The following is a 12,708-nucleotide window of genomic DNA, read 5'->3' as shown; positions in this document are numbered from 1 at the left end:
CGGGGTTTCCGGTCAGTTCGGGTAGGTCTGGCCGCGGTAGGCCGCGGCCAGGGTGCGCAGCTTGAGGCCGAGGTGCAGCACCAGGCGGTCGTCGCCGTTGTCGAGGCTGCACCCGGTGATCTGCTCGATCCGCTTGAGCCGCTGGTACAGCGTGGCGCGGTGGATGGTCAGCGAGTCGGCGGTCCGCTGGATGTTGCCCGCGTGGTCGAAGAACGTCGTCAGCGTGCCGATCAGGACGGCGTGGTTGTCCGCCTGCTCCAGCGCGGCCACGGCGGGCGTGAGCGCGGTGGTCAGCAGGTCGTCCGCCGGCAGCTTCAACAGCAGCTCGTACGGTCCCAGCTCGCCCCAGCGGGCGAGGTCCCCCGTGCCCGGCAGCAGCAGCGCGGCACGGGCGGCCAGCGTCGCGTGCTCGTAGGACAGCGCGACCGACCTGAGGTCCGTGACCGTGTTGCCGAGCCCGAACGCGAGGCGGGCGGCGGGGTCGCTGAGGCGTCGCAGCCTCGTGGTGACGCGGTCGGCGATCGTGTCCACGAGCGCCCTCGCGGGCGGGTGCCGCTGGACGAGCAGGATCCAGCCACGAGCGCGGTTCGCGACCATGAGCGCGACGTCGTCGGTGACCGCGCGGACACCTTCTTCCAGCGCGGCTTCGAACGCGACCTGGTGCGCGGCGGCGTCCTCCGTCGTGCGGCGCTGGACGGAGAGCACGGTGAAGTGGCCGAAGTCGTCCCCGAAGAGCTGCTCGGCGTGCAGGTCGGCGATCGCGAGCCCCCGCACGGCGGCGTCCGGTGAGACCAGTTCGCGGAGGATGGCCTCCTGACGTGCCTTCGAACGCTCGTGCAGCAGCAACCGCCGGTACAGCACGGTGCCCGCGGTGGCCGCGGCCTCGTCCGCCGCGGCGATCTCCGCCTCGGTGAACGCGTCGCCGGCGTCGATCAGCCACAGGTAGCCGAGCAGCATCCCGTTGCACCGCACGGGAGCGCAGAGGCGGGGCAGGGCGTTCTCGACCGCGACGACGCCGGGACCGGTCCAGCGGGCGATGCCCTGGGCGAAGAGGTGTTCGACGACGGCGGGCTCGATGGCCCGGTCCAGCACCGACCGGATGCGGAGCGCGTCCTCGTCGCCGAAGTGGCGACTCGCGGCGATCAGGCGGATCGACGGGTCGTCGATCGCCACGGACCGCTGGAGGCGTTCGGCGAGCTCATCCACAATGGACTGGAGATCGGCATCGCTCACGACGCTCCCCTTCTGCCGATGCGTGGCGATCATCCCACCACGGTGTCGGGGCCGCTGGTCCTCTCGCACTCGCGGGGGAGGAGGGCGACCGGTGGTCGTACGCACAGTCGTTCGCCCTCCGCTCGTCCGGCAGATGCCCAGTCTGGTCGACGGGCCGAGGTGGCGGCAGTCGGCAAATGTCGCGTCGCGAGGTCTGCGGGAACGGCATTTGTCGATCGGGTCCCGCCGCCGTCAGCGAACCGGGGTGCCCGCGCCCAGCAGTTCGGTGTGCCAGCGTTCGAAGAGGCTCACCACGTGGGTCTCGCCGGTGCGCATTACGGTTCCGTCGAACCCCGACGTCCGGGAGGCGAGCCAGCCGAACCAGACCTCCTTGGTGCCGTCGCGCTGCTCGACGACGATGAAGTTCAGGAACGGCGACGGGAGGTGGCGGACCACCGCGGCCTCGTAGACCCCGGCGGACCCGGCGATGGCGGCCCTGCGGGAGCGGGCGAGGTCGGCGTGGTTCGGGCTGACCACCTCGCGGTAGGCCAGTCCCGCCTGCAGGGCGGCGAGCAGGGCCCGGTCCCACGCGGATCCGGCGCCGTGGCGGGCGGCGACCTCCACCTTGGACGGTGAGATCCTGGTGTTCGCAACCGAACGAGCGGTGGCGACCAGGCCGGTGAGCGTGGCCATGGCCTCGTCGCCGGTCTGCCGGGTGAGCAGGCCGAACGCGGGCAGCCCCGCCTCCAGGCGCGCCGACTCCGCCCGCAGCGACCGTTCCAGCTCCGCCTTGAACTCCTCCTGCTGGAAGTACTGGGCGACGAGGAAACCCAGGCACAGGAACAGGATCGCGAGGCCGGTGCTGTGGCCGGTGCGGAGGTCGCGCGCCACTCCCAGGGCGGCCCACAGCGCGTCGACGGACGGCAACGCCATGCTCGCGACGCCGAGGAGGATCCCCACCGCGACGGACACCAGGCCACGCCGGGACCGCTTCCGGTCGGGCAAGGCGCTCACCTCCCGATCGTCGTCGACCTTCCCATCGCCCTACCGCCGCATGTCGCTACACGGCACCCATTCGTGCTTTCGATGGACGAACCGCCCTCGTCGCTTGATCCCTTCGCGTCCAGTTGTTAACGTGCACAGCCGCTTGTGGCGCGGGTCACACGAGAACCGCGTCTTCGGCCTGCCTCGAGAACCGTGGCGACCGTCAACAACGTTGTTGATCCGCGCGAGGAGCCGGGATGCGATCGAAGTTCGTGGTGTCCGTGATCGTGTTGCTCGTCGCCGCGTGCGGCGCGCCCGCGACCGGCCGGGAGACCAAACCGCCTGAGAGCGCTCTCGTGGGCGTCACGATGCCGACGACGACGTCGCAGCGCTGGACGAGCGACGGCGAGAACATCAAGCACAACCTCGAATCGCGCGGCCACCGGGTCGACCTGCAGTACGCGGAGAACGACGTGCCGACCCAGGTGAAGCAGGTCGAGAGCCAGATCGCCGCCGGCGCGAAGCTCCTGATCATCGCCTCGGTGGACGGCTCGGCGCTGACCAAGCCGCTGCTGATGGCGGCGGAGGCCGGGATCCCGGTGATCGCCTACGACCGGCTCCTGCGCGGCAGCCCCAACGTCGACTACTACGCGACGTTCGAGAACTTCCGCGTCGGGATCTACCAGGCCGAGTCGTTGCTGACCGGGCTGGGCCTGCGCAACGGCGACGGCAGTCCGGGCCCCGCGGCGGGACCGTTCAACATCGAGCTGTTCGCGGGCTCCGCGGACGACAACAACTCGGCGTTCTTCTTCAACGGCGCCATGTCCGTGCTCAAGCCGCTCATCGACGACGGCAAGCTGGTCGTGCGCAGCGGGCAGACGGACTTCCAGGCCGTGACGACCCTCCGGTGGGACGGCGAGACCGCCCGCAAGCGCATGGAGGAGATCGTCACGACGGCGTACCGCCGCACCAAGGTCAACGGCGTGCTCTCGCCCTACGACGGCATCTCCCTCGGGATCCTGACCGCGTTGAAGAACAACGGCTACGCCCCCGGCCAGGGGTTCCCGGTCGTGACCGGCCAGGACGCCGAGCTGGGGTCGGTGAAGTCCATCATCGCGGGGGAGCAGTACTCGACGATCTACAAGGACACCCGCGAGCTGGCGACGGCCACGGCGTCGATGGCCGAGGCGGTGCTGAAGGGCCGGACCCCGCCGCAGCTCAACAACCTGAACGACTACGAGAACGGCGTCAAGATCGTCCCGGCCTTCCTGCTGAACCCCGTGAGCGTCGACAAGTCGAACTACCACAAGGTTCTGGTGGAGTCGGGGTACTACAGCGACGACCAGCTTCGCTAGGGCGTGTGTCGAAGCCCGATCCGCGACAGCCGGGCCCGAGGCGGCCCCTGGCGGCACGGCCGGATCGGCCACGTACAACACCGGTACGCGGCCGATCCGGCCGCACCACCAGGAACCACCTCAAGCGCGACTCTCATCGAACCGGACTTCGACACACGCCCTAACCGGCGATCGGGAACCGCCCGCGCCGCCACTGCCAGTGGCGCCCGGCCTGGAGGTGGTCCACGATGGCGCGCTGCAGCACCGTCGTGCGCGGCAACCGGTCGAGCGGGGTCGTGAGGGTGCGGAACACGAACCGCAGCACCTCGACGTCCGCGTTGATCCCCTCCTGCTCCTCGTGCGGTTCCAGTTCGAACCTCCGCTGGAACCGGATGATGTTCGACTCGTCGGGCAGGTACTCCCGCAGTTGCGGGTCGAGCAGCCACGATCCGCACGAGAACGCCGTGTACCGCTCGTCGGGGAAGTGCCGCGGGAAGAACGAACGCGCCTCGTCCAGTGACGCCGACACGGACTCCGGCGTCAGCGGGCCGGAGTCGGGGATGTGCAGCGAGAGCGCGGAATCACCCCGGTGGTGCTGCAACCGGCCGAGCTCGTAGAGGCCCCCGCGCGAGTGCAGCGTGAGCCAGCTCTGCATGACGGGCCAGCCCTCGCCGCGCATCCGCCGGTCGACGGCGAGGTTGCGACCGAGGTCCGCGAGCGTCGTCCACGAGACGGCCTCGGCGATGCCGTGCGCCCGGTGGTACTCCAGCGCCACGTCGACCAGGGCCAGGTACGCGTACACGTAGAGGTGGCGCCAGGCGGGACCCCGCTCGCGCGGCAGCGCCGGGCCCGGCGACAGCCAGCCGTGGCCGCCGAGGTCGGCCCGCACCAGGGCCGTGGAGCGGTCCAGCAGCCAGCGCAGCTCCGGAGTCCACAGTGGAGAGTCCGGGTCCGGCCAGGCCGCCACGACCTCGGCGGCGTCGTCGGGCGGTACGGCGAGCCGGTCGAGCATCGCCGGCGCGTCCGCCTTGGCGGGCAGGGGAACCGGGGGCCGGTCGCCCGCGAGGCGGTGCACTCGTTCGACTTCGGGAAGCGGAACTCCGAGCCGGGCCGCGGTGTCCTCCAGGTCCACGTGACCGACCCTACCGGGAAGGTCGCGGTGGTGTCGGCCCGTTCGGCGACCTGCCGCGACCAGGCCGGCTCACCCCACCGCGTTCATCAGGTCCACCGCGCTGTGCTGACGGGCGGCGTCGCTGCGCTGGAACGGCCCCGCCCAGGGCTGGTCGTAGGAGTCGGCGCTCGACCGGTCCCGCGCGTGCGCCGTGTCGGCCTGCCGCCGCAGGTACGAGGTGTACGGCCGGTCCGCGAGCGCTCGGTTCAGCGCCGCCAGCCCGCGCACGTAGACGCCCTTGAACGACGGCACGTCCCCGCCGCCCCCGTCGTCGAACAGGATGCCGCCGGGGTTGAGGAACGTGCTGGTGGTCGACGCGTCGGCGAGGGCGCGGGCCCGGGTGAGCAGGCTCGCGTCGCCGGTGGCCCGGTGCAGTTCGACCAGCGCGGCGAGCGGGACGCCCTGGTTGTAGCTCCACGGCGTGAGGTTGTTGTTGGCGCAGCTGGAGTTCAGGCCGTCGTTGACGAGGTTCGCGCTGTTGATCATCTTGCTGCCGAGGAACCAGGTCCAGCCCGCCCTGGCGCGTTGCAGGAAGGTGGTGTCGCCCGGGATCCTGTTGTGCAGAGCGGCGTTGAGCTGGACGTAGAGCGAGTTGGCTATCGCGTTCTTGTAGTTCTTGCTGGAGCTCCACCAGATCCCACCCCCGCACACCGAGTCCCAGAACCGGTGGATGTGGTTCGCGCCCGCTCTGGCAGTGGTGAGGTACCTGCTGTCGCCGGTCAGGTCGTAGGCGGCCAGCCACGCGAGGCCCCACCAGGCGACGTCGTCGTTGTAGTCGTTGATGAAGTCGCCCTGCCAGGCCGCGCGGTTGAGGTCGTAGGTGCGGGCGATGGCGTAGCGGTAGCTGTTCATCCCGGTCACCCGGATGTTGTCGATGACCGCCGTCAGGGCGTTGGCGGAGTTCCACCAGCCGGTCGTGTCGAACAGGCCCGTGCCGAGGTTGTAGCGCTGCATCAACGCCGTCGCGGCGGCGGTGCGGCGCTCGCCCGCGTTCCACGTCGTGCGGTACCAGCTGGTGCACGCGATCGCGGACGAACCGGCCGGGCGACCGCAGGCGCGCAGCAGACCGACGCCGAGACCGGTCCAGTCGTCGACGTTGAACATCATCGTGCGCCAGGTGCCGAAGCCCGCCGGGGCCGCCGTGTTGCCTAGCCTCGACCCGGAGCCCCAGCTGACACCGGCGTCGAACGAGCGGTCCAGCCAGACCTCGTCGCCCTGCTGGGCGCTGGACACGACCGCCCAGCCCATCGCGTCGGTGTCGTTGAACCGCAGGGAGATCTGCCGGCCTCCGACGGAGACGGTCTGGGCCAGGCGGTCCGCGGGGGCGAGCGCGGGATCGCGGGCGTCGCAGTACCTGTTGCAGACGACGGCCGATGCGGCAGGTGGGACGCCGCCGGTCGAGGGCGGGGCCGTCGGCGGCGGGGTGGTGCCGGGACGGTACGCGGAACGCCGCGCTTCGAGGGGGAGTGAGGGATCGCGGTCGTCGCAGTAGTAGCCGCAGTCCACAACGGACTCGGCCACGGCCGGCGGGACGGCCACGAGGACTCCGGACACCATCAGGGACGCGAGAAACGCAGCTCTCAGCATGAGAACCTCCCGGTGCAGGGTGGGCGGCTCGGTGATGGGTGAGAGCGCTCTCAAGATGAGGCTAGAGTTCGGGCGATTCGGTCGTCAATGCTTCTGTCCGGTCAGATTTCTGTTCTGCGCAGCTGTTCTCCGTCACAAACTCGAACAGTCAGCTTGTTGACTTAGTCGATTCAGAGCGCGGATTTTTGGTGTTTTTTGGCGCTCTCCATTGAGTTACGATCTCGTGAACGCCCAGCAGGGCGTCGTCGCCACCTCTTCCCACCCACGTGCGCTCCGGTCAGGGCGCTGAGCCGTCGTGCCCACCTCCGGTCCCTGCCTGAAGGAGTTCGATGCGTTCCCTCGTCGCCTGCGCGGCGGCCGTGCTGGCCCTCGCCGGTGGCATCGTCGCCACCGCGTCCGGCCCGGCGTCCGCCGCCGTCGTCCCGAAGACACCGCCGCTGACCACCCCGTGGACGAGCCAGGTGTCGACCACCAACCCGCTGCCGGAGTACCCGCGCCCGCAGATGACGCGGCCGGACTGGCAGTCCCTCAACGGGGAGTGGGAGTTCCTCAACCCCGCCACCGACGGGGCGGGGAACGTCAACCGGTACGCCGCGCCGCCGCTGGGGCAGACGCTGCCCGAGCGCGTGCTGGTGCCGTACCCGATCGAGTCGGCGCTGTCGGGGATCATGCGCAACGACAACCGCGACCTGATGTTCTACCGGCGCACCTTCACCGTGCCGCCCGCGTGGAACGGCCGGCGCGTGCAACTGCACTTCGGCGCGGTCGACTACGAGGCGACGGTCTGGGTCAACGGCTCCCAGGTCACCACGCACAAGGGCGGCTACGACCGGTTCGAGGTCGACGTCACGCCGCAGCTCAACGGCGGCACCAACGAGATCGTCGTGCGCGTGTACGACCCGACCGACGGCCGCGGCGAGAAGCAGCCGGTCGGCAAGCAGGTCAACGACACCAGCCGGATCTTCTACACGCCGTCGTCGGGCATCTGGCAGACGGTGTGGCTCGAACCCACGGCGCCGACGTCGATCTTCTCCGTCGACGTGTACCCGAACCTCTCCAACAACACCGCGAGGGTCCGCGTCTTCACGCGCGGCAACACGACCGGGCACACCGTGCTCGCGGAGGCGATGGCCGGCACGACCGTCGTGGGCAGCGCGACCGGTGGCTTCACCGAGTTCTCCGTGCCGGTGCCGAACGCGCGGCGGTGGTCGCCGGACGACCCGTACCTGTACAACCTCCGGGTCTCCCTGCGGAACTCCTCCGGCGCCACAGTCGACCAGGTCGTGAACTACTTCGGCATGCGGGAGGTCGGCACGAAGCTCGTCGACGGCGTGCTCCGGCCGACCCTCAACGGCGAGTTCGTGTTCCAGATCGGCACGCTGGACCAGGGTTTCTGGCCCGACGGCCTCTACACGGCGCCGACGGACGCGGCGCTCGCGTCGGACCTGCAGAAGCACAAGGACCTCGGCTTCAACATGGTGCGCAAGCACATCAAGGTCGAACCGGCCCGCTGGTACTACCACGCCGACCGCCTCGGACTGCTGGTGTGGCAGGACGTTCCGTCGACGCCCGCGTTCGACGCGAACCGCACGGCGGCGCAGATCGCGCAGTTCGAGACCGAGGCGCGCGAGATCGTCGACGAGCACCGGTTCTCGCCCGCGGTCGTCACCTACGTGCCCTTCAACGAGGGCTGGGGCGAGTGGAGCCTCGCCGACACCCGGCGTGTCACCACGGACTTGAAGAACTACGACCCGACCCGGCTCGTGAACGCCCACAGCGGCTACAACTGCTGTGCTTCCAAGGGTGATCCGGGCACCGGTGACATCGTCGACTGGCACGTCTACACAGGACCGGACGCGCCGCGGCCGTCGTCGACCCGCGTCTCGGTGCTCGGCGAGTTCGGCGGCATCGGCCTGCGCACACCCGGCCACGAGTACAGCCCGAAGAACGACTTCTTCGCCTACGAACAGGTCTTCAGCGCAGCCCAGCTCAACGACCGCTACACCGGCATGGTCCGCGACGTGAAGCAGCTGATGACGACGAAGGGCCTGTCCGCCTACGTGTACACGGAGATCACGGACGTCGAGGGCGAGTACAACGGTCTGCTCACCTACGACCGGCGCGTGCAGAAGGTCGACACGAACCAGCTGCGGGCCGCGCACGGCGACCTGATCGCCGCGTCGCGCAACCCCAACTCGCCGGTCGACTTCACCCTCGGGCACGTCCGGTCGTTGCGCGTGACCACGCCGGGCTTCACCGACCGCTACCTGCGGCACGCGAACTCGGTGGCCCGCACGGACGTCCTCAGCGCCACCAGTGCCGACGGCGCCCGCCAGGACGCGTCGTTCCGCACGGTCGCGGGTCTCGCCGACGCGCGCTGCTACTCGTTCGAATCGGTGAACTTCCCGGGACGTTTCCTCAGGCACGCCAACAGCACCGCGCGCGTCGAGGCGTCCACCAGCGGGACGTTCGCGGCGGACGCGACGTGGTGCGCCCGGCCGGGTCTGGCGTCGGGCGGCACGTCGTTCGAGTCGCTGAACTTCCCGGGCTCCTACCTGCGCCACTACGCGGACAACGTCTACCTGGCCCGCAGCGGTGGCACCAACGCCTGGGACACCGCGACCGGCTTCGCCGCCGACTCCACCTGGGGCACGGCGGATCCGGCGCTGTGGCGCAGCTCGGCACGGCTCACCACGGACGTCCGCCAGTCGCTGCAGGTCGCGACCTGGGGTCACACCGACCGCTACCTGCGGCACTCGAACAGCCTGGCGTACACGGAGATCGTGAACGGCGGCAGCAGCGCCACGCTGAAGGCCGACGCCACGTACACGGTCCGCCGCGGGCTCGCCGACTCGTCGTGCTACTCGTTCGAGTCGGTGAACTTCCCGGGCCAGTTCCTGCGCCACGCCGACAGCCGGGTGCGGAACTCGCCGAACGACGGCTCGGCGCTGTTCCGCGACGACGCCACGTTCTGCGCGCGCCCCGGCCTGAGCGGCACGGGCGTGACGCTCGAGTCGATCAACAAGCCGGGCTCGTACCTGCGGCACTTCGAGTCGCAGGTGTACGTCGCCTCCGGCAACGCGGAGACCGGTTTCGACCGGCCTCAGACGCTGACCGCCGACAGCACCTGGACCATCGCGGCGCCCTGGGCGCCGTAGCTCCCCCCCCCCCCCCCCCCCCCGGCCGGGGTGGTCGCGCGACCACCCCGGCCCCTCTCCCCACAGCAAGGAGTTGGACATGGTGCGACGACGCACGGCCGGCCTGGCGGCAGCCCTCCTGACGCTGGGAGTGCTCGTGCCCGCGGGTGTGGCGACGGCGGCGGAGAGCAACGGCGGCACGCGAGTGCTCGCTCTCGGCGACTCGATCACCGACGGGTTCAACGTTCCCGGCGGCTACCGCATCAACCTGTGGCGCAGCCTTGCCGCCGCGGGCCACCTGGTCGACTTCGTCGGCACCCAGTCCAACGGACCGGCCGACCTGCCCGACCACGACCACGAGGGCCATCCCGGCTGGCGAATCGACCAGATCGACGCCATCGTCACCTCGGTGCTGCGCGAGAGCACACCGCGCACGGTGCTGCTCCACCTCGGCACGAACGACATCGCGCAGAACCACGATCTCGCGGGTGCTCCGGTGCGGCTGAGCGCGCTGGTCGACCACATCCGTGCGGCGGCGCCCAACGCCGATGTGTTCGTCTCCTCGGTCGTCCCGCTGACCGACCCCGCCCTGGAGTCCAGGGCGAACGCCTACAACGCGACCATCCCCGACATGGTGCGGAGCAAGGGATCCCGCGTGCACTTCGTCGACATGCACGTCGCCCTCACCACCGCGGACCTGGCCGACGGCGTGCACCCCAGTCGTACGGGGTACGACAAGATGGCCGCTCGGTGGGCCTCCGCGCTCGCGGCCGTGCCCGGATCGGCGGGGAACGATGGCGCTCCCGTCACCCTGCCCTCCGGCCTGCGTTCGCTGCGCGTCACGACCCCCGGCTTCACGGACCGGTACGCACGGCACCAGAACTCGTTGGGGTACACCGCACACGTCGACTCGGGCAGTTCCGCACTGCTCAAGTCCGACGCGACCTGGCGGGTCGTCCCCGGTCTCGCCGGCGGCTGCCACAGCCTGGAGTCGCGCAACTTCCCCGGCTACTACCTGCGCCACCAGGACAGCCGGGTGAAGATCAGCCCGGACGACGGCACGGCGCTGATGCGCGCCGACGCCACGTGGTGCGGCCGGTCCGCGCCGACCGGGATGCGGCTGAGCTCCTGGAACTTCCCCGGTTCCTACCTGCGGCACATCAACAGCGAACTGGGGCTGGCCACGCCGGGCGGGTCCGGTGCCGACGACACGGCGTCGAGCCTCGTCCCCGACATCGCCTGGTCGTTCGACGCGCCCTGGGCGCCCTGAGGCGTCACCCGCCGAACGACTCGACGGCCTTGGTCAGCTCGCCCACGGTCTCCACGAGCGGCGCGACGGGCTTGACCATGGTGTTGAGCCGCTCCAGGACGCGCGCGATCACACCGCGGTCGGGTTCGGGCGACTCGAGCTCGTCCTGGAGCTCCTCGGCGACCTCCGTGGCCTCGTCGGGGAGCTCGGCGCGGTGGCGTTCGAGCAACGCCATCAGCTCCGCCACCAGTTCGTTGGTCGCCGGTGAGGCGGTGAACTGGAGGCCGTGGCTGGTGGCGCGGGCGTTCTGGCCGACCGCCTGGTTGCCGACGTTGCTCACCCCGCCCGACTGCTGGATGCCGTAGTTCGGTGAGTTGTCCGGCACGGTTTCCCCTTCGGTCACTGCGGTTTCCCGGCTGCGGGTTCGGGCGTGGCGAAGTGGGCCGTCGCGGTGGCCTCACTGCCGACCGCCTGGTTGCCCACGTTGCTGGTGCCGCCGGTCTGGATGATGCCCTGGTTGAGGATCGTCATCTGGCGGTTGCGGAACTCGGTGGTGTCCACCCCGCGTTCGTCGAGGAAGTCCAGCAGCGCCGCGAGCACGTGCCGTTCGATCAGCTTGAGGTGCTTGGCGGCGTCGGTCTTCTGGAAGTAGTTGTGGTAGTTGGCGTCCGAGGCCTCCTCGCGGACGCTGAACCGGGCGCCGTAGCTGTACCCGAGGTCCTGCTCGGCGATCGCCCGCTCGATTGTGCGATGCCGCTGCCAGCGCCAGTGGAAGGTCGCGTCCCGCAGCACGCGGAACGGCGCGCGGGGCACGGCGCCGGCGAGCCCGCTGGCCGCCCTGGCGAGCAGGCGGCCGACCGCACCGGCCGTGAGCACGGGGCTGATGCGGTCGACGTCGTGGTACTGCTGCCACAACGGTCCCAGCACCGTCCGGTCGCACTGCAGGTAGAGCAGCCGCCCGTCGGTGGAGAAGTGCAGGAACGTGCTGGCGACCACCTCGCCGCCCCAGGAAGGGACCTGGGCGCAGAGGTAGTGCCGCGCCGAGCCGTGGGGCCGCGCGGCGAGCCGGGCCAGTTCGTCGTCATCCAGGTGCTGCAGGGGCGCCTGGTCGCGCTCGGGCAGCAGGGCCGGGTGCAGGACGAGCGCGTTGCCGCTGACGAACGCCCGCTCGGTGAGGACGAGGCCCGGCAGTTCGTCGGGCTCCACGCCGATGCCCGCCAGCCGGGCGCGCACGTGGGTCACGAGCTCGGCCACGTCGAGCGGCACCACCGCGTCGGAGTCCTCGCGCAGCGAGGGCAGCGCGAACGACCACGTGGACACCAGTGGGCCGTGGCCGATGAACGGGGTGAAGCCGTCGTAGACGGTGACGTTGCCGCCTTCGGCGACGTCGATCGCCTCCAGCCGGTCGGACAACCAGGCCTGGCTCGCGGGCAGTTCCGGCGCCTCCTCCGGCCGGAACGCGGACCGCGTGAGCTCGCTCAGCAACGTCCGGCGGATCCGCCACTCGGTCCACACCACCAGCCCGTACATCAGGAGGCCGACCAGCAGCGCGACCCACGGCAGGCCGACCAGCCAGTCGTCGACCGGCGGCTCGGGCCGGGGACGGCTCCGCGTCGGTTCCGGTGCCGTACCGAGCGCGGACACCATCGACACGGTCACGAGCACCAGGCCCGCGAGCGTGATCAGCGCGAAGACGATGTCGCGCAACCGGCGGGACTCGGCGGCGCGCCTGGCGAGGCCACCGGCGACCGGCAGCACCACCAGCAGGGCCAGGACAGTCCACAGTGGAGAGATCACGAGCGCCAGCGCCGTGGCGGCGAGCAGGAACCAGTCCCGCACTCGGCGTTGCCGGATTCCCGCCAGCGCGTGCAGCAGCACGGGCCGCAGCGAGAACCCGACCGACGGCGCCGTGGCGTGCAGGTCGTCGTGCAGCAGCGCCTTGCTCATCCGCTCGGCGAAGCCCTCGTCGGTCCGCGCCGCGACGCACAGGTATCGGGTCGTGTCGTCGGGGGAGAACGGCAGGCTCATCGAATC

9 protein-coding genes are annotated in these 12,708 nt (G+C 70.6%); 3 read left to right on the top strand and 6 right to left on the bottom strand.

From position 1 onward, the window contains the following. Positions 1–12: 12 nt before the first annotated feature. Together BMY74_RS37135 and BMY74_RS37130 are read right to left on the bottom strand one after the other, a co-directional pair. On the bottom strand, positions 13–1,266 hold the full coding sequence (locus BMY74_RS37135; RefSeq protein ID WP_245786575.1) for a PucR family transcriptional regulator: 1,254 nt from the start codon (positions 1,264–1,266) through the stop codon (positions 13–15). A gap of 198 nt (positions 1,267–1,464) precedes the next feature. After that, positions 1,465–2,226, bottom strand: a complete 762-nt coding sequence (locus BMY74_RS37130; RefSeq protein WP_089924605.1) for a hypothetical protein — start codon at positions 2,224–2,226, stop codon at positions 1,465–1,467. 227 nt (positions 2,227–2,453) lie between these two features. On the opposite strand from BMY74_RS37130, the gene chvE reads away from it, so the two are divergent. Next, positions 2,454–3,551, top strand: coding sequence for a multiple monosaccharide ABC transporter substrate-binding protein (gene chvE, locus BMY74_RS37125; RefSeq protein ID WP_089924602.1), 1,098 nt, complete (start codon positions 2,454–2,456; stop codon positions 3,549–3,551). A gap of 160 nt (positions 3,552–3,711) precedes the next feature. Here chvE and BMY74_RS37120 read toward each other — a convergent pair whose 3' ends face one another. Both BMY74_RS37120 and BMY74_RS37115 read right to left on the bottom strand, forming a co-directional pair. After that, positions 3,712–4,662 (bottom strand): acyltransferase domain-containing protein, encoded by a 951-nt coding sequence (locus BMY74_RS37120; RefSeq protein ID WP_089924599.1) that lies wholly within the window; start codon positions 4,660–4,662, stop codon positions 3,712–3,714. 69 nt (positions 4,663–4,731) lie between these two features. Further along, positions 4,732–6,288: a glycoside hydrolase family 76 protein gene (locus BMY74_RS37115; RefSeq protein ID WP_245786574.1), complete on the bottom strand. Its 1,557-nt coding sequence runs from the start codon at positions 6,286–6,288 to the stop codon at positions 4,732–4,734. A 329-nt stretch (positions 6,289–6,617) separates the two neighbouring features. Here BMY74_RS37115 and BMY74_RS37110 point away from each other — a divergent pair, with 329 nt between their 5' ends. Then, complete coding sequence (locus BMY74_RS37110) at positions 6,618–9,446, top strand: AbfB domain-containing protein (protein ID WP_089924591.1); 2,829 nt, start codon at positions 6,618–6,620, stop codon at positions 9,444–9,446. Positions 9,447–9,525: 79 nt separating this feature from the next. Beyond that, positions 9,526–10,695 carry an AbfB domain-containing protein gene (locus tag BMY74_RS37105; protein ID WP_089924588.1) on the top strand — a complete coding sequence of 390 codons (1,170 nt, stop codon included), beginning with the start codon at positions 9,526–9,528 and terminating at the stop codon, positions 10,693–10,695. Positions 10,696–10,699: 4 nt separating this feature from the next. Here BMY74_RS37105 and BMY74_RS37100 read toward each other — a convergent pair whose 3' ends face one another. Together BMY74_RS37100 and BMY74_RS37095 are read right to left on the bottom strand one after the other, a co-directional pair. Further along, entirely contained in the window at positions 10,700–11,077 is a 378-nt protein-coding gene (locus BMY74_RS37100) for a hypothetical protein (protein WP_218159865.1), read from the bottom strand. After that, positions 11,074–12,702, bottom strand: a complete 1,629-nt coding sequence (locus BMY74_RS37095; RefSeq protein WP_089924585.1) for a hypothetical protein — start codon at positions 12,700–12,702, stop codon at positions 11,074–11,076. Before BMY74_RS37095 ends, BMY74_RS37100 begins: the two co-directional genes overlap by 4 nt. Between the last annotated feature and the right edge of the window lie 6 nt (positions 12,703–12,708).

Source organism: Lentzea albida, assembly GCF_900111005.1.
Classification (GTDB): domain Bacteria; phylum Actinomycetota; class Actinomycetes; order Mycobacteriales; family Pseudonocardiaceae; genus Lentzea; species Lentzea albida.
This window is presented reverse-complemented; position numbering and strand designations above follow the sequence as displayed.